Here is a 21,889-nt window from a genome sequence, read left to right on the forward strand (position 1 = left end):
GGCCTCGATTGTGTCGAGTCTGTAGTTTTTGGCGGAGGCCCCGAGTACAGACTCGACGATCGGCAGGAGATTCGCAGGTCAGAGCGTTGCTCGTCGAGTCTGTATTCGTGGGGAGCCTGCCAAACTACAGACTCGATGAAAGCGCCGCCCAAGATTCTTGCGAACGCCCGCCGGCTGCGGCAAAACCGCACGTTGCCGTATAATGAGCCCGAATGTGAATCGCGACGAAAGGGCGCACATGTCGGCATCGGTGCTCGTGGGAACTCAGTGGGGCGACGAGGGCAAGGGCAAGGTCACAGACCTCATCTCCGGCGATTTTGACGTGGTCTGCCGCTACGCCGGCGGCGCCAACGCCGGCCACACCGTCATCGCCAACGGCAAGAAGCTGGCGCTGCACCAGGTCCCCTCCGGCGTCATGTACGAGGGCACCTACCCCGTGATCGGCAACGGCTGCATCGTGGACCCGGAGATCCTGCTCCAGGAGATTGACATGCTCGCCGAGCAGGGCATCTCCGCCGACCGCCTCAAGATTTCCGGCAACGCGCACATCGTCATGCCCTACCACAAGGACCTCGACGGCGCGCACGAGAAGAAGCTCGGCAAGAACCTCATCGGCACCACCAAGCGCGGCGTCGGCCCCTGCTACATGGACAAGATGAACCGCACCGGCCTGCGCATCCAGGACATGCTGGACGAGAAGATCTTCCGCCAGAAGCTGGAGAGCGCGCTCGCCTATACCAACCCCATCCTCGAGAAGGTCTACGAGCTGCCCACCTACACCGTCGAGCAGATCTGCGAGACCTACCTGCCCTACGCCGAGCGCATCCGCCCCTACATCGTGGAGAGCAGCCTCTTCCTGAACGAGCAGCTCGAGAGCGGCAAGAACATCCTCTTTGAGGGCGCGCAGGCCACGATGCTGGACATCGACCACGGCACCTACCCGTTCGTGACCAGCTCCAACTGCACCGCCGGCGGCGCCGTCACCGGCTCCGGCGTGGGCCCCACCAACATCGACCGCGTGCTCGGCGTGGCCAAGGCCTACCTCACGCGCGTGGGCTCGGGCCCGTTCCCCACGGAGCTCTTCGACGAGGTGGGCGACAAGCTCGGCGAGGTCGGCCACGAGTACGGTGTGACCACCGGGCGCAAGCGCCGCTGCGGCTGGTACGACGCCGTCGTGGTGAACTACGCCGCGCGCGTGAACGGCCTCACCGACCTGGCCATCACCAAGCTCGACGTCCTCGGCTGCCTGGACGAGATCAAGGTCTGCGTGGCCTACGAGTGCGACGGCGTGGAGTACCGCACCGTGCCCGAGCACCAGAGCGTCTTCTACCACGCCAAGCCGGTCTACGAGACCCTGCCCGGCTGGAAGTGCGACATCTCCGGCATTCGCAACTTCTACCAGCTCCCGCGCGAGGCCAAGGACTACATCGACTTCCTCGAGCAGCTGGCGGGAGTGCGCGTCTCCATCATCACCGTCGGCCCGGACCGCGAGCAGACCATCGACCGCTACTGGCACTAGGCGGGAGGCCCGCGTGGCCGAGAAGGACTTCGCGATCGTCTGCGACGACACGTGCGACCTGTCCGAGGGGTTCCTGGGCAAGGCGCGCGTCCGGCTCGTGCGGCCAGACGGTCCTGGCGCGGCGGCCGCGCTGGAGGGCGCGTATCGCGCGCTCGCCGAGGATGGGTTCGCGCACGTGGTGTCGATCCACTCGTCCGCGTCCTTCTCGCCGGTCGTGCTGGACGCCCGTGCGGCGGCCGCGAGCTGCGAGGACGTCGTCGACGTGCGCGTGGTCGACTCCGGGGCCGCGTCGGCCGCGACCGGCATGCTGATCGACCGGGCCGCGCGCTATCGTCACCTGGGCGTTGCCTTTGAGGACGCAGTCGCCGGGCTGGAGGCGCTCGCCTCCCACGTGCGCCTGCTCGTGGTGCCCGCTCCGTCCTCCCGGCTCGCCGCCTCGCGCCGCTCTCACCGGACGCGCGGCGGGCTGATCGGCCGTGCCGCCGCGACCCTGCGGGTGCGCATGACCGGCGAGCGCGGCCTCTACCTGCTCTCGCAGGGCAACGTCACGCAGCTCGCGCGCAACAACGACGTCGAGGTCCTCGCGCGGCGGCTGGCCCGCGCCGTCGCCGCCGTGTCCGAGAACGAGGGCTCGCTCGTCCACGCCCTCACCGCCTCCAAGAACGTCCGCGCCCTGCGCGCCGTGGAGCGCGCCCTGGCCGAGTCCGGCGCCGTGACGCGCTGTTTGGGCACGGTGCACACGAGCGCGCTCACCGAGGAAACGTTTGGCCAGGGATCGGTGGCCGTGGCCATGGCGCCCGAGTCCGTCTACTGCCGCGACGAGGCCGCGCTGGCAGGCTTGGGCTCGCGGGACGCCGCCCCGACGGGCATCGACGAACAAAACGAACAAAATCGCAGGATCCCCTGACGCTGAGCTCCGCGCGTGAGCCCAAGCCTCACGCGCCACGACGCAAAGACGGCCCCGCAGGGCCCGAACAAGGAGGTTTTCATGAACAAGAAGGTCGACATCCTGCTCCTGGGCTCCGGCGGACGTGAGCACGCGCTTCTCGCCAAGCTGGCGGAGTCCCCGCACGCCGGACAGCTCTACGTGGCGCCGGGCAACGGCGGCATGGACGTCATGGCGCAGAAGGTCGAGGGCCTGGACGCGGAGGACCCGGTCGCCGTGGCCGAGTGGGCCCGAGCCCACCAGATCGGCCTCGTGGTCATCGGCCCGGAGGCGCCGCTCGTGGCCGGCGTGGCCGACGCCGTGCGCTCGGCGGGCATCGCGTGCTTTGGCCCCAACGGCGACGCGGCCCAGATGGAGGGCTCCAAGAAGTTCGCCAAGCAGGTCATGAGCCGCGCCGGCGTGCCCACGGCCGCCTACCGCAGCTTCACCGACGAGGAGACCTGCGCGGACTACGTGCGCCGCGAGGGCGCGCCGATCGTGATCAAGGCCGACGGCCTGGCCGCCGGCAAGGGCGTGATCGTGGCCAAGACCACCGAGGAGGCGCTGGCAGGCGTCCACGAGTGCTTCTCGGGCGCGTTCGGCGAGGCCGGCGCTACCGTCGTGGTGGAGGAGACCCTCGACGGCCCGGAGTGCTCGCTGCTCGCGCTCACCGACGGCACGACCGTGGTGCCGCTCGCCACCGCGCAGGACCACAAGCGCGCGCTCGACGGCGACAAGGGCCCCAACACGGGCGGCATGGGCGTCTACTCGCCGGTGCCCGAGCACCTGGTCACGCCCGAGCAGCTCGCCGCGATGGTGGAGATCGAGCGCAAGGTGGTCGCCGAGCTCGCCGAGGAGGGCATCACCTACTCCGGCTGCCTCTACGGCGGCTTCATGCTCACCTCCGAGGGCCCCAAGGTCCTGGAGTTCAACGCGCGCTTCGGCGACCCGGAGACCCAGGTCGTGCTGCCGCGCATGAAGGGCGACCTCGTGGAGCTCTTTCTCGCATGCGACGCGAGGACCCTGCGCGAGGACATGGTCTCCTGGGACGACGACTGGGCGGTCTCGGTGGTGCTGACCTCGGCGGGCTACCCCGGCGCGTACGAGAAGGGCAAGGTCATCACCGGCATCGACCGCGCCGAGGCGCTCGACGGCGTGACCGTCTACCACGCCGGCACCGCGCTCACGGCGGACGGCACGCTCGTCACGGCCGGCGGTCGCGTGCTCGACGTCACGGCCGTGGCGCCCACGTTCGAGGAGGCCCGCGAGCGCGCCTACGCCGCCTGCGAGCTCATCGACTTCGAGGGTAAGACGTACCGCAGCGACATCGGCGCGCGCGCGATCAAGCGGTAGCGAGCGCACGGGTTTCTCGGCTTGTGGCGGCGATACGGGTCGCACGTGAATTCACGTGCGGCCCGTTTTGCGCCAGAAGCCGAGAAGAACCCCTGCCCGTGAATCCGCGTGCAGCGCGTCCCCGGCCTCCTGTTAAACTTGACAACCTTTGTTAAACTTGACAACCTTTGTTAAACTTGACAACCTTCGCCCTGAACCAGCGGGACGTGGAGAGGAGGCAGGGGATGCGAAGGATCAACCCGTTTAAGCCAACGGCCGGCATGAATCCTCCCGAGCTCATCGGCCGAGACATGATCCTCGATGACTTCTCGGAGGCGCTCGAGAACGGTCCTGGCGCGCCCGATCGTCTGATGCGCATCTCCGGTGTCCGCGGCGTCGGCAAGACGGTTCTCCTCAATGCGCTGGGAGACATCGCCCGCTCGAGGGGCATGACCGTGGTTGACGTGGCCTCAAACCCCGAGTTCTGTGAGCGGATCCTGCATGCGCTGCAGGAGCGGAGAAAGGTCGAGTCCCTTACGATTGCACCCTCGATCCTAGGCGTGAGCCTGGGTTCGGCAGAGCTGGCCAGGCCCTCGACGGAGCTCGGCGAGGCGATGCTCGCCGTCGCAAAGTGCGGCGGACTGCTCGTCACGCTCGACGAGATTCAGGACGCGCAAATCGACGAGCTTCGCGCGCTGGGAAACGAGGTCCAGCTGCTGATTCGCCGTGGGGCAAACGTCGCCTTTGCGTTTGCGGGGCTTCCCGCCGCAGTTGACGGGGCGGTCGGCGTGGAGACGCTGACCTTCCTCCAGAGGGCGCGGCGCGTGGAGCTGACCAAGCTCGGCACCGATGAGGTTGAGGCGTCCTTCGAGGAGACGATTCGCCAGTCTGGCGGCACGGCGGCCCCAGGTGTGTCGCGCCTTCTTGCCGACGCCGCCGTGGGGTATCCCTTCATGGTCCAGCTCGTGGGGTACTACACGTGGCAGGCAAGCGCGCGGAGGAAATCGGACACGATCGAACTTGCGGACGCGCGCAGGGGAATCGCCGTTGCCCGCAAGAGCTTTGATGAGATGGTGATAGAGCCCGCCCTGCGGCGCCTGCCCCAGAGGCAGATCGAGTACCTTCTCGCGATGGCCGCCTGCGAGGGCGAGGTCGTCTCGAGCGGAGAGGTTGCCGCGCAGATGGGTTGCAGCGCGCGTGACGTGGGGACATACCGAAAGCGCCTGCTCGACGCCGCGCTCATCGAGCAGGTCGGCTATGGCCGCGCGACGTTTGCCATCCCCTATATGCGCGACTACCTGCGCGAGCATCACGACGAGCTGGCGTTGTCGGACTGAGCTTCGCCTGCGCTGCGGATGCCGGCACGTGAATTCACGTGCGGCCCGTTTTTCGTCAGAAGCCGAGAAGAACCCCCTCTCGTGAATTCACGAGTGCCGGCGCATGGGACCCGCCCCGCCGCCCGCGCGCCCCGTTGCCCTATCATGGAGCGAGAAAAGCGACAGTCCCGAGGAGGACCCATGTCAGATACCAGCAAGCGCGCTGAGAAGAACACGCAGGAAGCCGCCATCGACGACATGCGCGAGTCCGTGGCCGCCTTCACCTACGACGGCGACCGCTCCAGCCTGGACCACCTCTCCGGCGCGCCCGAGGAGCGCGACCTGGTCCTCGGCGACGACGACCCGCGTGACGCCTCCCTTGCCGAGAAGCCCCTCACCGAGGACGTCGCCTGGACCGGCCGCATCTTCAACGTGGACCGCCTGCGCGTCGAGCTGCCGGACGGCCGCGTGGCCATTCGCGACGTGGTGCGCCACCCCGGCGCCGTCGCCATCGTCGCGCTCACCGAGGACGGCCGCATCTGCCTCGTGCGCCAGTACCGCACCGCGCTCGGCCGCGTGACCGTGGAGATTCCCGCTGGCAAGCTCGCCCCCGGCGAGGATCCGCTCGAGTGCGCCAGCCGCGAGCTCCTCGAGGAGACCGGCATGTCCGCCGAGAAGATCGCCTTCCTGACCACCATCGCCACCTCGGACGGCTTCTGCGACGAGCTCATCCACATCTACATGGCGACCGGCCTCGAGTTCTCTCGCTCCGAGCCGGACGCCGACGAGTTCATCAACGTGGACCTCGTGCCGCTGGACGAGCTCGTGGACGCCGTGCTGGACGGCCGCATCGAGGACGCCAAGACCGTCGTGGGCGCGCTCATCTGCGACTCCGTCATGCACCGCCTCGCGCCGGAGCCGGAGGAGGAGGCGTAGCACCCCCTGTCGCCGCTACATTTTCGGGCTCAACCCCACTACATTTTCGGGGAAAACTCACTACATTTTCGGGCTCAACCCCACTACATTTTCGGGATTCATGCTAGGATAGCTCGAAAAACGTACTTGACGAAGGTGTAGCATGGACATAGATGGCGCCCCATACATTCCCCGCTTAATCGACCAAGTTGTCGACCGGCATCTTGCTGCATTTGGTGCCGTGGAGATCACGGGCACCATGTGGTCGGGAAAAACCTGGACCTCACGCGCGCATGGCGCCAGCCGTGTGACCCTCGACAATCCCCAGGCCCGCTCGCTCGCCGAGATAGATCCCGAGGCGGTCCTACGGGGAGCCGCACCTCACATCATCGATGAGTGGCAGGAGATTCCCTCGATATGGGATCTTGTGCGGAACAAGGTTGACGCGTCCCCCTCCCAAAGAGGCCTCTTCATCCTCACGGGGTCATCTTCGCCGGCTAAGAACAAGGTGCACCATACGGGGTCTGGGCGAATATCCCGCCTGAGGATGTGGCCGATGTCCCTCGCGGAACTCGGAATGTCAAACGGGACGGTCTCTCTCAGGGGTCTGTTTGACGGCAGGTTTGAGAGCCGCCCGGTGGAGACGAGCCTCGACCAGCTTGCATCGTCTATCTGTCGGGGTGGCTGGCCTGCCTCGGTTGACCTTCCGGATGATCTGGCGACGTTGATTCCTCAGCAGTATCTTGACGCGCTCTTTGCAAAGGACGATGTTCGTGCCCCGGGAACGGAGCGCGAGCTCCGAAGCTTCCTCCGCTCCCTTGCAAGAAATGTGGGCAGCGCCGTTACGCTCAGAGTTCTTGCCAAGGACATGGGTCTCAGTGAAAGGGCCGGGACCTCTCGTGACGCAAACGAGCGTCGCGTCCGAGCGTTCCTCGACTATTTCCTCGGACGTTACGTGGTCTGTGAGCTGCATGGGTGGGATGCTCCCATCAAATCTCCCAGTCGGCTCAGAACCAAGCCCAAGCACTGCTTTGCCGACCCGTCCCTTCCGGCGAGCTTGCTGGGCGTGGACAGAACGACGCTTCTGGACAACACGCAGCTCTTCGGGCAGCTTTTCGAGGAACTCTGTCTTCGTGACCTGCGGGTGTACGCCTCGGTGCTGGAAGGGTCCCACCCAGACTCTCTTTCGTATTACCGTGACGCGGACGGCCTTGAGGTTGACGCCGTCATCGAGCTTCGCGACGGACGCTGGGGAGCGATCGAGATCAAGCTGGGGGCAAACAAGGTCGAGGAAGCTCAGGCCAGCCTATTGAGACTAAGAAACAAGGTCTCCGCAAACCCAGCGGCAAGGAACCCCGAGCCAAGCTTTCTCCTGGTTCTCGTGGGAAAGACCGATTATTGCTACCGCACTCCTGAAGGGGTGCTCGTGGCGCCGATTACTGAGCTCACTGCGTAGCGACATGCCCTTTGATATATACGTGATATAGAGCTGATAAAGAGAATTCAGGGCACCACGCGCGAGAAGAACCACAAAGAAGCAGGTCAGGGCCTTGCCTCTTCGTTCAACACGCTCCCGCTGACGCGAAGATGATAGTGAGTGATATAGAGAACCACCCAGATTCACGCTCGCGCCCGCGTCCAGACCCGCGCGCGCCCCTAGCTCCACGCCGGAACGTACCTCCGATAACGGCTCCCCGCGTCGGGGTCCTCGTCCTTGATGAGCCCGTGCTCACAGCACTCGCGAATGAGCCGCGACACCGCAAGCCTGCTTTTCTGCGAGTCGTCCAGCCCAAACCGCTCGCGCACGCTTTGGTTGCTGATGGACGAGCGCTGCGCGAACATCAGGCACGCGTGCCAGTAGACGGCCGCCATGCGCTGCCGCTTGGTCATCCGGTCAAATCCTCCCCCGCAGAAGAGCGTGACGGTGGTCCCCTCGCCCTCGACGGAGCGAATCTCCGGGGAGAGCAGGTGCGCGGCCTCGCATGCCTCGATGGTCACGTCCCAGCCCGTGCCCTCCTCCTCGCAGATGTCCATGAGCCTCAGCATGTCCACGAGCCGCCCGTTGCGCGTCTTGGGGAGCGCGTTGAGAATGCGCTCCTCCGGAACGAGCAGCGTGCCCGGGTTGGAGAACTCGAGCCGGTCCTCAAAGACATGAACCTCGGGATATTGCATCGTGTTGGAGAGATCCTGGTGAATCACCGTGTTGGCAAGCAGCTCCCTCACGGCCGCCCGAGGAAAGGCGCTTCGCACCCGTCGATACATGCCTTCAAGCTCCTCGTGCGCGGGGGTGACGGACATGAGAAACTCCTCGGCCGCGGGCAGCGCCGTCACATAGCCCTCGTCAAAGAAGCGGTCGTCGATGATCGCCAGCCTCGACGTCCCATCAAACCGCACGACCCTCAACTGACGTCGCCGCAGCCCGGGAAAGTCGGTGAGGCGTTTGGCAATGAGCAGCGCTCCGAGGTTCGAGATAGAGTACCGCCCGTTGTCCTGCGCAAGAAGAAGTTCCTGAGACACAAGGTCACCAAGAACAGCGTTGGCGTCAGAAGGGGGCCGCAGGCCAAGTGCGTCATAGTACGCCTCGAAGTTCAGAAGGTCGCCGACTTCGTCCGCGCGGACGTCCTCTTTGGCGGCGAGTCCCTCAAAGTCCCGAGTCTGCAGACGCCTCCAGAGCTCGGCCTCGCGTTCGGAGCCGCTCTCAAGACGCGTGGTGCTGGAGCCCTCCCGAATGTAGGCCACGCCCTCGTACGTCACCGGCTGGCGCACGGCGGCCCAGATGGTGAGGATGACAAGGCGCTTGCCGTCCAGATGGGTCTCGGAGAACTCATAGGTTACGTTCGAGGAAAGGACGCGCTTGAGCCAGATGGGCAGGAGCTGGTTGCCCACCTTCATGCTGAGGGGACGAAACTCCGTTCCCACAAGCTCATGCGACCCGTCGGCAACACCCCAGATCTTATAGGCGCAGTCTCTCCCGCAATAGGCGGCGGAGTTCGCAAGAGCGGAAATGTCCCGTGCGATGGGGATGCGGTCTTGGTTGTCCGTCTTGAACTCGAGCCACTCGGTCTCCTCGGGCAGTTGTGAGAGCGAGAGAAGAAGCTCGTTCATGGTTTCGTCGCTCATGGTGCCTCCGGAAGGGTCCACGATGCGGATTGATATAGAGATGATATAGAGCTGATAAAGAGAATTCAAGGCACTACGCGCGAGAAGAACCGCAAATCCGCAGGTCAGAGCTGTGTACTTCCGGCCGATCCGCCTTTGGTGACACGAGAATGATAGTGAGTGATATAGAGAATCGCTCCCGAGGTGCCCTTCTCGGGCCTTGACGCCCGCTATGAAGATTCTATGTGTTTCGGAGAAGTGACGTTGAGGCACCGTTTGTCGAAGATGCAAAACGAGGCCCCTGCCCCATTTAGGGACCCTCCTGCAATCTATATAAAACCTGAATACTTAATCGCTGCTGAAAAGTATGTTCTCAAAGGTAAACGGATTGCCGATAAGAACAACGGAATTGCAGATTCCTAAGACACATTGAGATGCGCATCAGAGGTACACGAGAAGAACCCTGATGTGGGGGAGGGTATATAGCAGCTAATCTACCTGCGGTTCTGCTACGAAAGTACCACCTAGCTAACCGAAATCTAACAGGAAACTCTCGACGGTTGGTTTAGACTGTCACGAGTCTAGTTCTGTGGGCCCTGCCATATCTGTGCGTGGGGTCGGGTGTTCGGGAGGTTCTGAATGCAGCACATGAAACACACCAACCGGGGGAGGGTTGCTTCCAGAGGACATCTGAAGCACTTCAGGACCGGGAACGGGCCTCTTTCTGAGAAGCTGAAGAAGGGCCTCGCCGGCGTCGGCGCACTGCTGGTTGCCGGTGCCGTGGTCGTGGGCGCGGTCGTCGGCTTCAACCAGGTGGCGGGTGCTGCCGGGACCACGGTGGTGGATCCCAACACCTCTGGCACGTGGGAGAACTTCACCAACCCCGGCGGCGTGACCTCCACGCAGAATGTGGGCCGCATCTGGACCGACAAGAGCGTGTTCAACGGCAACTACACGTTCAGCGGCAGCGAGGATCTGAGCGGCCAGACGGTTAACAAGAGCAACGACTCAGACTTCTTGGTGAGTCTCTCGGCTCTCTCCTCCACCTCCAACCTCAAGACCACCACGACAACCACCACGCCGCTCGACATTGTGCTGGTTGTCGACACCTCTGGCTCGATGGATAACGGCCAGGGTGACAGCATGGGGTCTGTTACTACCTATGAGCAGATTTACGGACAGAACCTCAATGGCAATCGCACCTATTATGTGTTGGTAGATGGCGAGTACGTTGCTGTCGAAGCCCATGGCGACTACTGGAACCGCTATTGGGCATCTGATGATGGCACGCAGTATACGCCCATCCAGAACCGCTGGGACGACGACCGATCTCACGTTCAGTTCTATCAGCGTGTGACGAAAAGCGTCAACAAGATGGAGGCGCTGCAGAACGCCGCGAATACGTTCGTCGATTCGGTTGCTGCCCTGAACGACGACATCAGCGATCCCAATCAGCAGCATCGCATCTCGCTGGTTAAGTTCGCCAGCGATGAGAGCAACACTATCGGGAACGGAACCAATTGGCAGGGGTACAACAATTCCCAGGTTGTGTCCGACCTGACTGCGTATACCAGCACTACCTCTTCGACGCTCAAGAACACCATTAATAGACTTTACGGTGAAGGTGCAACCCGCGCAGATTATGGTTTGCATCAAGCGCAGCGTGTACTGACCGGCGAGGGCGACACCACTGGTGCGCGTTCAAACGCGAAGAAAATTGTCATTTTCTTCACTGACGGCAACCCTACGAGCGGCAGCTCTTGGGAGGGCGATGTGGCTGCTCGGGCTATCAACTACGCGCACGATATCAAGGCGACGGGCGCGCAGATCTATAGCATCGGTGTGTTCCAAGGCGCGAATCCGAGTGACACGACTGGCAACTTCAACAGGTATATGAACGCCGTTTCCAGCAACTACAAGGATGCGGAGTGCGCTTCCAACGTAAATGTTGGCGAGTGGTGGAATCCTGAGTATGAGTGGCAACAGACCAATGATTTTAGCGACCTCAATTTGGGCGACCGCGCTGAGGGCGCTCAAGGCGAGGACGCTCCCGACTACTACTTCGCGGCGGGCGACGCTGATCAGCTGAGCCAGGTCTTCGATGACATCACCTCGTCCATTACCGAGGGCATCGGTTCTGGCTCGCCGATTGAGGAGACCACCTCGCAGGGCAACACCAATCCCGGTACGCTCACGTTCGAGGACCAGCTTGGCAACTACATGCAGGTGACGGGCACCGGTGCGGGTGCGGACAAGATTCAACTCGCCTATGGTGACCAGATTTACACTAGCGAGAGCAAGGCTACCGAAGACAACATTGACATCTATCACTTCGCCGACCAGACGGTCGGTGGCAACGAGGTGTACGGTGAGGCTAACCTTTCCGACATCGTGGTGAGGGTCGAGCGCAGCACCGACCTTTCGGTAGGCGACAAGATCACCGTGACCCTTCCGGCGTCGCTGCTGCCCATGCGCCACTATGACGTGGACACCGACAACGGCACCATGACCGTGAAGGCGGCATACCCCGTGCGCGTGTTCTACGGCGTGACGCTCAAGGCTGATGCAAAGACGGCTCTGGATTCCGCATCGGGCGATACCTATCAGGACATCCTGAACAACGTGGAAGTCTCCGAGGACGGCACGCTCGACTTCTATTCCAACGCCTTTGCGGAGAACTCTGCCAGCGGCCTGACCACGGCCACGTTCACGCCCAGCGAGGGGAACAAGTTCTACTACTACACAGAGAACACCCCGCTGTATGTGGACGAGGCCTGCCAGACGCGCGCCACGAGCAACAACATCGGCCGTTACGACACCGTCTACTACGCCGACACCTATTGGAAGACCGAGAACGGCGTCACGTCTGAGACGACGACGGGTGTGGTTGTCGATCGCAACGGCTCCGACTTCAGCAAGATTCAGTACGACTGGCAGGGCCAGGCATACATGCCTGCCCACACCCAGCGCGCCGATCGTCCCAGCACGCTGGTTTCCAACAAGGAGGATTTCGAGGGCGGCAACGCCACCGGCACCGCCAGCAGCGTGCTCGTTCCCTCGTGGAACGGCGACGGCACCGTGTCCCAGGCGCTGGGCAACAACGGCAAGCTCTCGCGTCCCGCTCCTGGCGACCTTGAGATCAAGAAGGAAGTTGACTGGGGCAACGCCTCCGACAGCACCAAGACCTCCAAGAACACCTTCACGTTCCAGGTGTCTCTTGCCACCGAGGGCGGCACGGCCCTGAGTGGTACCTACAACTACGCCGTGTACGGTGCCGGCGCTGACCCCGTTCGCACGGACACCATCTCCAACAACGGTACCGTAAGCATCACGCCCGACGAGCGCGTGCTGATCACGGGTCTGCCCGCCGGCACCACCTACACGGTGACCGAGCAGGGTGCCAACAGCAACGGCTTCACCACAACCGATAGCTCTACGGGCGACGGTGCCAATACCACCGACGGCAAGGTCGAGGGTGCCATCGTTGCTGGCAGCCAGCAGTCGGTCTCCTTCAAGAACACGTACAACGCCGCTTCGGTGAACCTCAACACCAAGGCTACGCTGCAGGTGCAGAAGAACCTGACCGGTCGCGATTGGCGCGCCACCGACGAGTTCACGTTCGAGATCGACGGCCTCGCCAACGTGGCGACGGGCGAGACCGCTCCTGAGCCTGAACAGACGACCGTCACCGTGACCGACGAGACTCCGAATCACACGGCGGCCTTCGGTGACATCACCTTCACCAAGCCTGGCGAGTACCGGTATGCCATCACCGAGCACAACGACATCAACCCGATCGACGGCATCGACTATTCTGCCGCCCGCTATCGCGCGATTGTGACGGTGACGGACAACGGCACGGGCAACCTGGCGGTCGACTCGGTGACCATCGAGCAGCGTTTGAATGACGATGGCGAGCGACCCGATCAGCAGCCCACCATCACCAGCAACACCGTGGTGTTCACCAACAACTACGACGTGGACAACGGCACCACCAACATCGACGGTACGAAGAACTACACCGACACCACCGGCGGCAACCCGATTGATGCCGACAAGTTCACCTTCCAGCTGAAGGCCGTGGGCGGCTTCGATACTGCCGCCGGCTCGACGAGCGGCTACACCATCGCCGCCGCCGACGTGCCGATGCCTGTGGGCGCCGACGCGAACCACGCCGTTACCACCACCAACACCGGTTACGGCTTCGGCTTCCCAACCATCAGCTATGACGGCAACGACGTGGGCAAGACCTTCGTGTACGAGGTGACCGAGCTCGCCGGCAAGGAATCCGGCATGAGCTATGACACCACGACCACGCACACGGTGCAGGTGGCTGTGACCGAGGCTGAGGATCCGGAGCACCCGGACCAGACGGTCATCGTGGCCACGCCGAACATGACGCCGGAAGAGGTCGTGTTCAACAACACCTATGACCCGACGGACGCCACGCTTAAGGGCGAGGATGCCATCCACGGCACCAAGACTCTGACTGGCCGCGACATGCTGGAGGACGAGACCTTCTACTTCCAGCTGACCCAGACCGGTGGCCCAGCGACGGTCGACCCCGATGATGGCGACGCGTACGTGACCGTGCTGCAGAACCCGGAGACCGCAAAGGTTTCCGCCGGCGATGACGACATGGCCTTCAATTTCAGCGACCTGGCCTTCCCGCAGACCGGTGAGTACACCTTCACCGTCAACGAGGTGGCTGCCGATGGTAGCGAGCCGGAGGACGGCAGCGGTCTGACCTACGACAAGAACATCTGCACGGTTACTGTCAACGTGACCGACAACAAGCAGGGCGCTCTTGTCGCTGACGTGACCTACTCCAACCAGGGTCATGACGAGACCGACCAGGCCGTGTTCACCAACACCTACAAGTCCAATATGGACTACGGCGCGACCGGTGCCGGCGGCATCAAGGTGACCAAGCAGATCCTGGACCGCACGATGGCCGAGGGTGATTACACCTTCACCATCACCGGCGAGGGCGAGGCTGCTGAGCTGGTGACCGATGCCGATGCCAGCTTCACCAACACGGCCGCTGCCGTGGACGGCATCGTGACCATGGACAAGCTGCAGAGCCTGAAGTTCGATCAGGACGACGCCGGCAAGACCTTCACGTTCACCGTGGATGAGGCCGACCCCGCCGAGGGACAGGCGATTGACGGTGTTACTTACGACAAGTCTCAGTACAAGGTCGAGATCGAGGTCGTAGACAACGGCAACGGCACCATGCACACCGTGACCACGGTCACCAAGACCATGAAAGCCGCCGGAGAGCCGGAGAACGAGGTTGTGGTTGACCATGCCAACTCCGACGCTGACGGCTACGCCGCGCCGACCTTCGGCTTTGTGAACGACTACAATCCCGGTTCCGTAACCATCGGTGAGGATGCGGGCAACCCGATCCAGGTCACCAAGACCGTGGCGGGTGCGCCTTCGCCTGCGGACGTGAACTACAGCTTCACGCTGAAGTTGACGAGCGACAACAAGTCCGGCATCTCCGAGGGCCTGACGCAGGAAGGTGACGCATGGGTTGCCCATGTGAGCACCAACGGCGTCATCAACCAGGATGCTGCGGACGGTACGCAGGACGACAGCCAGACGGTGACCTTCGGCAACATCACGTTCACCGAGCCCGGCACCTACACGTTCGAGGTGGCCGAGGACGCGCCTACCGCCGATGACGGCTGGACGTTCGACACTACGCCGAAGACCGTGACCGTGACGGTGAGCGACCTTAACGAGGACAACCAGTACGACGGCAACCTGCACATCGCCAGCGTTTCTGGCAGCCCCGTCCAGGTGACCAACCGCTACGAGGCGGAGCCTGTTGTCGTGGGCGGCGAGGGCGCCGAGCAGCAGATCACGGTAAAGAAGTCCGTGACAGGCGCTGATTCCACGGCCGACTTCACCTTTGACATCGCTCTGGTCGATGAGGACGATTCCAAGCGGAACAACGTCGAGGCTGTTGAGAGCCCGTATGACACTCAGACCACCATCGCCGACGGCGTGACCCAGGCGCAGTCCAAGACTGCGACCTTCGGTGCGATCAAGTTCAAGGCCGAGGGTACCTACCAGTTCACCGTGACCGAGAACGGCGCGACCGACTTCAACGGTGGCTCCGACCGCAAGGGCTGGACCTACGACGAGCATTCCGTGACGGTGACCGTTACGGTGACCGATACCGATTACGACGGTCAGCTCGACGCCACGGTGACCTACGATAACTCCAAGGCTACGACTGACACCGACAAGGCCGTGCAGGACGCCGCCGCCTTCACCAACAAGTACGTGCCCGCCGAGGTAACGACTGGTGATGACGCGACGACCGGCATTCAGGTGACCAAGAAGGTAACTGGCCACGACGCGATTGAGGCGTTCGACTTCTCGCTGAACCTGGCACAGGGCCAGGATGGTTCCAACGTGTTCGAGGGAACGGGCGAGGACAAGACCCCCTTCGACGGCATGACGGTTACCACCTCTGAAGCCATCAAGAACGGCGCAACCGAGACCAAGACGTTCGACGGCATTACGTTCACCGCAGCGGGCGACTACAAGTTCGTGATCGATGAGACGACCGAGACGACCCACGGTGGCTGGACGTATGACACCGACACCGCTGAGGTGACGGTCCACGTCAAGGACAGCGGCGAGGGCGCGCTCTACATCGACAGCATCGATGGCAACAACCCCGAGTTCGAGAATGTCTACAAGCTCCAGCCGGCCATGTTCCGCGCCGCCCGCTTCCAGCTCCAGGGCAACAAGGTCCTCGATGGCCGAAACTGGGAGCCAGGCGACGAGTTCACTTTCACGCTGACCCCCGGCCGTGGTGACAACGTCGATGGCTCCGCGATGGCTGACGGTGAGGTTGCAGCAACCATGCCGACCTCAACTTCCGATACCATCCGCCCGGGCGACAACGATGGTTCCAGGGTGACCGACAATTCTGCGCAGTTCACCTTCACTGACGAGCGCTACCCGGGTGAGGACATCGTTCCCGGACAAGATGCGGACGACACCTTCACCTACACCAAGCCGGGCACCTACCGCTATCTCATCCGCGAGACCAACCCGAACGTCTCCGAGGCCGGCTCGGGCATCCTGGGCGTGAGCTACGACCAGACCGTATACCGCCTGACGGTTGTGGTTACCGATAACGGTGACGGCACCATGAGCGCTAAGGGCTCGTATACGAAGCGCAACGCCGACGGTACCTGGACCGAACTGACCGGTAGCAACGAGGTCACGTTCACCAACAAGTACTCGTCCGACGAGGTCGACATCACCTTCAACGCGTTCAAGGTCCTGAAGGACCGTGAGACGAACATGGCGGACGGTGAGTTCACGTTCCACATGGAGTTTGCTGGTTGGGCTGCCAACGACGCGAACGCCGATCCTAACGTCGATGCAGATTGGACGATGGAAGACACCACGGACGCCCCCAAGGCGGCCGAGGACACTGGCAACATCGTTCGTGGTGATGTGACCTTCGGCGAGATGCCGTTCACGAAGGACAACGTTGGCTACACCTATCGCTACGCGATTACTGAGGTCAACGGAGGAAAAACGATCAACGGTGTGACCTACGACAACTCTACGCACTACGTGACCGCCAAGGTGACGAGTGAGCAGCAGCAGAATGCGGACGGAACCTTTACCGAGCACGTTCGCGTCGAGACGAGCGGCGAGGCCGAATGGAACGAGGAGACCGACACCGCTCCGACGACCGGCGCCATCTTCACCAACACATACGATGCCGGCTCCACGGATGTTGACACCGGTACTGCCGATGTTCAGCTGACCAAGGTGCTCGACGGTAAGGCATGGGACGGGGATAAGTTCACGTTCAAGATTGAGCCCGTCTCCAACGATGCGGGTATCGAGCTTGATCAACAGCCGATGCCCGACCCGACCGAGGTAACGGTTGACGCTGCGACCGGCGAGGACGCGGAGGGTAACGATCAGGCGACCTTCTCGTTCGGAAACATTACCTACGACACCGAGGGCACCTATACCTATAAGGTGACCGAGGTTCCGGGCAAAAACGCTGGCATCACCTACTCGACGAACGAGGCTGAGGTCAAGGTGACGGTGGTCGACAACGATCAGGGTGGCTACACCACAGGTGTCACAGTTACCAACAACGTCTTCACCAACGAGTACGCGAGCGAGCTCGACTACAACGGTGCAGAGGCTGGCATCAGCATCGTCAAGACCCTTGTGGGCCACGAGATGGGCGAGTTTAGCTTCACGGTGACTCCGTCTGATTCTGAGTCCGCCACCAAGCTGGGCATCGCTGAGGGTGGCGAGACCCTGACCGTCAAGAACGGCACCACCTCCGAGGACGGACTGTCTTCGGTGGGTAGTGTCGCCATGCTCGACGGCAAGGGTGAGCTGATGTTCAACCAGGGAGACGAGGGCAAGGAATACTCCTATACGGTGCAGGAGGTTAAGCCCGACCCGGTTCCCGCTGGCTACACTTACGATGACACGGTCTACACCGTGACCATCACCACCAATGATGACGGTCAGGGCGGCATCGAGGTGTACACCAACGTCAAGGCAAACGACGGTAGCTTCGAGAAGACGTTTACCTACGACAACAATGACGACACCGAGAACGTGGCCGCATACATCCCGTTCGAGAACTCCTATAACGTCTCCGGCGAGCTCGGCGGCGAGGGTGAGACGAGAATCGTTGCCACCAAGCAACTGACCAACCGCCCGATGACGGATCGTGAGTTCCACTTCACGGTGGCCAATGTGGCCGATCCGGACAACGTTGTTTCCGACGGCTATAACGACGCCGACGGCAACATCACCTTCAGCGGCATCAGCTACAGCACGCAGCAGATGCAGAAGGACGTCCAGAACGGCCTTGCCAACCTTGGCACCGAGGACAACACCTACGTCTATCAGTACAGGGTGACCGAGGACACTGCGAAGCTCGCCGAGGGCGTTTCCGCGATTGACGTTAGGGGATTCCAGGTTGAGGTCACAGTGACCGATAACGGCGACGGCACGCTCGGCTTTGACGTGGCCTACCCCGATGATGCGGACGGTCTCACCTTCCGCAATACCTACGGTGAGGGCGAGCAGGGCCAGGCGACTATCCGCATCAACGGCGTCAAGGGCTACAAGACGAACGGCCTCGCCGGCGCTCCTGACATCAACGGCAAGTTCACCTTCACGCTGACCGGCTCCGACGGCGCCCCGATGCCCGAGGGCACAACGGACGGCAAGAAGACCGCCACCAACGACAAGGGCAACGTGGACTTTGGTGACATCACCTACACGATGGAGAACGTGTTCGGCGACACGGGCAGCCAGGACGTGGTGACCAACGCCGAGGACGGCATCGCCACCCAGTCCGCCGAGCGCATCAAGACCTTCACCTATACGGTGACCGAGACCGGCTCCGTCGAGGGTGTTGACAACGACCCCAACTCCACGGACACCTTCACCGTCACGGTGACCGACCACGGCAACGGCAGCCTCACGGTGGAGACGAGTTCCAACCAGGATCACGGCCTCGCGCTCTTCGGCTTCACCAACGAGTACAACGTCGACCCGGTGACCAGCTCGCCCACGGCTGACGGCGGCCTCACCATCACCAAGGAGCTCACCGGTCGCGACATGGCCGAGGGCGAGTTCACGGCGGTCATGGTGGACGCCAACGACGCGCAGGTCTCCCAGGGCGCCAATGACGCCTCGGGCAACATCGCGCTCGACGCGATCGAGTTCACCAAGCCCGGCGACTACACCTACGACATCTACGAGGCGCCCGGCAGCAAGGGTGGCGTGACCTACGACACCGCCCACTACACGGCCACGGCGCACGTGAAGGACAACGGCAACGGCACCATGTCCGTGACGTGGGACTTCGCCAACGCCTCCGGCGACCCGATTGACGCCGTCACCTTCCACAACACCTACGAGGCCGCGCCCACGAGCGTTCTTCTCGGCGGCTCCAAGGTGCTCGAGGGCCGCGATCTTGCCGCGGACGAGTTTGAGTTCCAGCTGGCCGACAAGGACGGCAACGTCCTCCAGACCGTCACCAACGACGAGAACGGCAGCTTCTGCTTCGACTCGATCGCCTTTGACCAGGCCGGCACGTACGAGTACGTGATCTCCGAGGTCGCGGGCGACGCCGAGGGCGTGACCTATGACGACACGACCTACGCGGTCAAGGTTGTCGTGACCGACGGCGGCGAGGGCAAGCTCACGGTGTCCGAGCTCACCTACAACGGCGAGGCGTCGCTCCCGGTGTTCCACAACACCTACGTGGAGCCCGCTGAGCCCGCCGAGCCGGAGAAGCCGGAGCTCCCGCAGACCGGCGACGCCACCAACACGACCCTCCCGGCGGTCCTCGCCGTGGGCGGCGTGGCCCTGGTGGCCGGAACGATCGCTTGGACGCGCCGTAAGAACAGGTAGACGGCAGTCTTGAGGTGATGAGCGCGGCCGACGTCCCCGGGCGTCGGCCGCGCGTCACGAAGGGACGGAAAAGATGGCTGACACCAGAGCGGACGCGCGCGCGGGCCACCTGACGCCGACGGAGCGCCGCATCCTCGCGTTTGTCATCGAGCACGAGGGCGAGCCCTGCTCCAAGGCCATGATCGCCGAGGCACTGGGCCGCAACCAGAAGACGATCGACCGGCTGGTGGCCCACCTGCGCAAGGAGGGCTACCTCGTGGTCGAGCACACCTGGACCGCCGACGGCGGGCAGGGCGCCAACGCGTACCGTCTGGGCCGCGCCCCCATGGCGTGACGCCCGCGCGGTTCTTCTCGCCCGGCGCTTGTGAATTCACGCGCGAGAAGCGCGCCCGCAATCGCGCCCGTGGTACCCTCGTGGCCGTATGTCACGCGCCGACTCGGGAGACCGCTCCATGTTCCGTCGCTTTCTCACCTACTATCGCGGCCAGCTGCACCTCTTTGTGATCGACATCGTCGCCGCCGTCACCGTGGCGGCCGTGGACCTGGCCTTCCCGCAGATCCTGCGCGGCCTGGCGAGCGGCCTGTTCACCGAGGGGCCGGACGCCATCCTGCAGGTGCTCGCCTACGTGGCGCTGGGCCTCGTGGCCATGTACGCGCTGCGCTTCGTGTGTCGCTACTTTGTCATCTACTGGGGTCACGTTATGGGCGCGCGCATGGAGAGCCGCATGCGCGAGGACCTCTTTGACGCGTACGTGCGCCAGAGCTTCTCGTTCTTTGACCGCAATCGCTCCGGCGACCTCATGAGCCGGCTGGTCTCCGACCTCTTTGACATCTCCGAGGCGGCGCACCACGGGCCGGAGTTCCTGCTGATAGGCATCGTGGAGATTGCTGGCAGCTTTGTGATACTTGCGACCATCAACGCGCCTCTCACGGCCGCGCTCGCGCTCATCGCGGCGCTGCTCGTGGCCTACAACGTGTGGGCCAACGTGCGCATGCGCGAGGTCTACACCGAGAACCGCGTGCGCATCTCCGGCGTCAACTCGCGCCTGGAGGACGCGCTCGGCGGCATGCGCGTGGTCAAGGGCTTTGCCGCGGAGGACATGGAGCGCGAGAAGTTCCGTCGCTCCAACGACGCCTACCTGGACTCCAAGACGCGGATGTACCGCGCCATGGGCCGGTACCAGGCCGCCATCGCCGTCATGATGGGCGCGCTCAACACCGTGGTGGTGGTCCTGGGCGGCTGGCTCATCGCGCAGGGGCAGATGGAGGCCGCGGACCTGGCCACCTACGCGCTCTACATCTCGCTCTTTACGGCGCCGATCACGTCCATCCTGGACTTCACCGAGACCTTCCAGAAGGCTATCGCGGGCTTCCGCCGCTTCTGCGAGGTGCTGGACGAGCAGCCGCAGATCCAGGACCGTCCGGGCGCCCGGCCGCTGCAGGTCCGCGAGGGCGCCATCCGCTACGACAACGTACATTTTTCCTACTTGCCTAAAAGGGGTCAGACCCCTTTTAGGCAAGATGAGGTGATACGGGGGCTGACGCTGGACATCCGTCCCGGCGAGACCATCGCGCTCGTGGGCCCCTCGGGCGGCGGCAAGTCCACCACGTGCGCCCTCCTGCCGCGCTTCTACGACGTGGACGCGGGCTCGGTCACGATCGACGGCCAGGACGTCCGCGACGTCACGCAGAAGAGTCTGCGCGAGGCGATCGGCCTGGTCCAGCAGGACGTCTACCTCTTTGACGGCACCATCGCGGAGAACATCGCCTACGGCTGCCCGGATGCCACGGCTGCGGAGATCCGCCTCGCCGCGCGCCGCGCCAACATCGCGGAGTTTGTGGAGAGCCTGCCGGACGGCTATGAGACGCAGGTCGGCGAGCGCGGCAGCCACCTCTCCGGCGGGCAAAAGCAGCGCATCGCCATCGCGCGCGTGTTCCTCAAGAACCCGCCGATCCTGATCTTCGACGAGGCCACGTCCGCGCTGGACAACGAGTCCGAGCAGGCGGTCCAGGAGTCGCTCGAGGAGCTCTCGCGCGGCCGCACCACGCTGGTCATCGCGCACCGGCTGTCCACGATCCGCCGCGCGGACGAGATCGCGACCATCGAGGGTGGCCGCGTGGTCGAGCGCGGGACGCACGAGGAGCTTCTCGCCCGGGGCGGCACGTACGCGCGCTACTACGAGATGCAGTTCGCGTAGCGGGGGGCGGCCGGCCGGTTGGCTGATCCGCGAATCCGGGACCTTGTCCCGGCGGCGTCTAGAAAACGCGGGGGTTGCGCGGGCGCGGGTGCGCACAGGCGGCGATTCCCGGAATCCGGCGCGGTACGGTCCCGGTTTCTTAGAA

The 21,889-nt window shown here is 63.4% G+C and carries 11 protein-coding genes; 9 read left to right on the top strand and 2 right to left on the bottom strand.

The genetic code is table 11. From position 1 onward, the window contains the following. Positions 1-238 precede the first annotated feature (238 nt). The 6 genes from H6A07_RS04725 to H6A07_RS04750 all read left to right on the top strand — a co-directional run bounded on the left by H6A07_RS04725 (position 239) and on the right by H6A07_RS04750 (position 7,463). Positions 239-1,519, top strand: a complete 1,281-nt coding sequence (locus H6A07_RS04725) for an adenylosuccinate synthase (protein WP_204813775.1) — start codon at positions 239-241, stop codon at positions 1,517-1,519. 13 nt (positions 1,520-1,532) lie between these two features. Next, positions 1,533-2,426 carry a DegV family protein gene (locus H6A07_RS04730; RefSeq protein WP_204813776.1) on the top strand — a complete coding sequence of 298 codons (894 nt, stop codon included), beginning with the start codon at positions 1,533-1,535 and terminating at the stop codon, positions 2,424-2,426. An 81-nt stretch (positions 2,427-2,507) separates the two neighbouring features. Further along, positions 2,508-3,797 carry a phosphoribosylamine--glycine ligase gene (gene purD, locus H6A07_RS04735; RefSeq protein WP_204813777.1) on the top strand — a complete coding sequence of 430 codons (1,290 nt, stop codon included), beginning with the start codon at positions 2,508-2,510 and terminating at the stop codon, positions 3,795-3,797. Positions 3,798-4,021: 224 nt separating this feature from the next. Then, entirely contained in the window at positions 4,022-5,113 is a 1,092-nt protein-coding gene (locus H6A07_RS04740; RefSeq protein ID WP_239471071.1) for an ATP-binding protein, read from the top strand. Positions 5,114-5,293: 180 nt separating this feature from the next. Further along, a complete protein-coding gene (locus H6A07_RS04745) occupies positions 5,294-6,028 on the top strand; it encodes an NUDIX domain-containing protein (protein WP_204813778.1) in 735 nt (244 codons plus the stop codon). A gap of 142 nt (positions 6,029-6,170) precedes the next feature. Continuing rightward, positions 6,171-7,463 carry an ATP-binding protein gene (locus H6A07_RS04750; protein WP_204813779.1) on the top strand — a complete coding sequence of 431 codons (1,293 nt, stop codon included), beginning with the start codon at positions 6,171-6,173 and terminating at the stop codon, positions 7,461-7,463. 200 nt (positions 7,464-7,663) lie between these two features. On the opposite strand, the gene H6A07_RS04755 is transcribed toward H6A07_RS04750, so the two are convergent. Together H6A07_RS04755 and H6A07_RS10620 are read right to left on the bottom strand one after the other, a co-directional pair. After that, positions 7,664-9,127, bottom strand: coding sequence for an ATP-binding protein (locus H6A07_RS04755; RefSeq protein ID WP_204813780.1), 1,464 nt, complete (start codon positions 9,125-9,127; stop codon positions 7,664-7,666). Positions 9,128-10,114: 987 nt separating this feature from the next. Beyond that, positions 10,115-10,567 (bottom strand): hypothetical protein, encoded by a 453-nt coding sequence (locus H6A07_RS10620; RefSeq protein ID WP_440589993.1) that lies wholly within the window; start codon positions 10,565-10,567, stop codon positions 10,115-10,117. On the opposite strand from H6A07_RS10620, the gene H6A07_RS04760 reads away from it, so the two are divergent. The 3 genes from H6A07_RS04760 (at position 10,481) to H6A07_RS04770 (ending at position 21,744) form a co-directional block, all read left to right on the top strand. Further along, entirely contained in the window at positions 10,481-19,546 is a 9,066-nt protein-coding gene (locus tag H6A07_RS04760) for a Spy0128 family protein (RefSeq protein WP_440589992.1), read from the top strand. The genes H6A07_RS10620 and H6A07_RS04760 overlap by 87 nt on opposite strands. A gap of 73 nt (positions 19,547-19,619) precedes the next feature. Continuing rightward, positions 19,620-19,880: a winged helix-turn-helix domain-containing protein gene (locus H6A07_RS04765; RefSeq protein WP_204813781.1), complete on the top strand. Its 261-nt coding sequence runs from the start codon at positions 19,620-19,622 to the stop codon at positions 19,878-19,880. 118 nt (positions 19,881-19,998) lie between these two features. Beyond that, positions 19,999-21,744 (top strand): ABC transporter ATP-binding protein, encoded by a 1,746-nt coding sequence (locus tag H6A07_RS04770; protein WP_204813782.1) that lies wholly within the window; start codon positions 19,999-20,001, stop codon positions 21,742-21,744. Positions 21,745-21,889 lie beyond the last annotated feature (145 nt).

Source organism: Olsenella uli (genome assembly GCF_016899935.1).
Taxonomy (GTDB): domain Bacteria; phylum Actinomycetota; class Coriobacteriia; order Coriobacteriales; family Atopobiaceae; genus Thermophilibacter; species Thermophilibacter uli_B.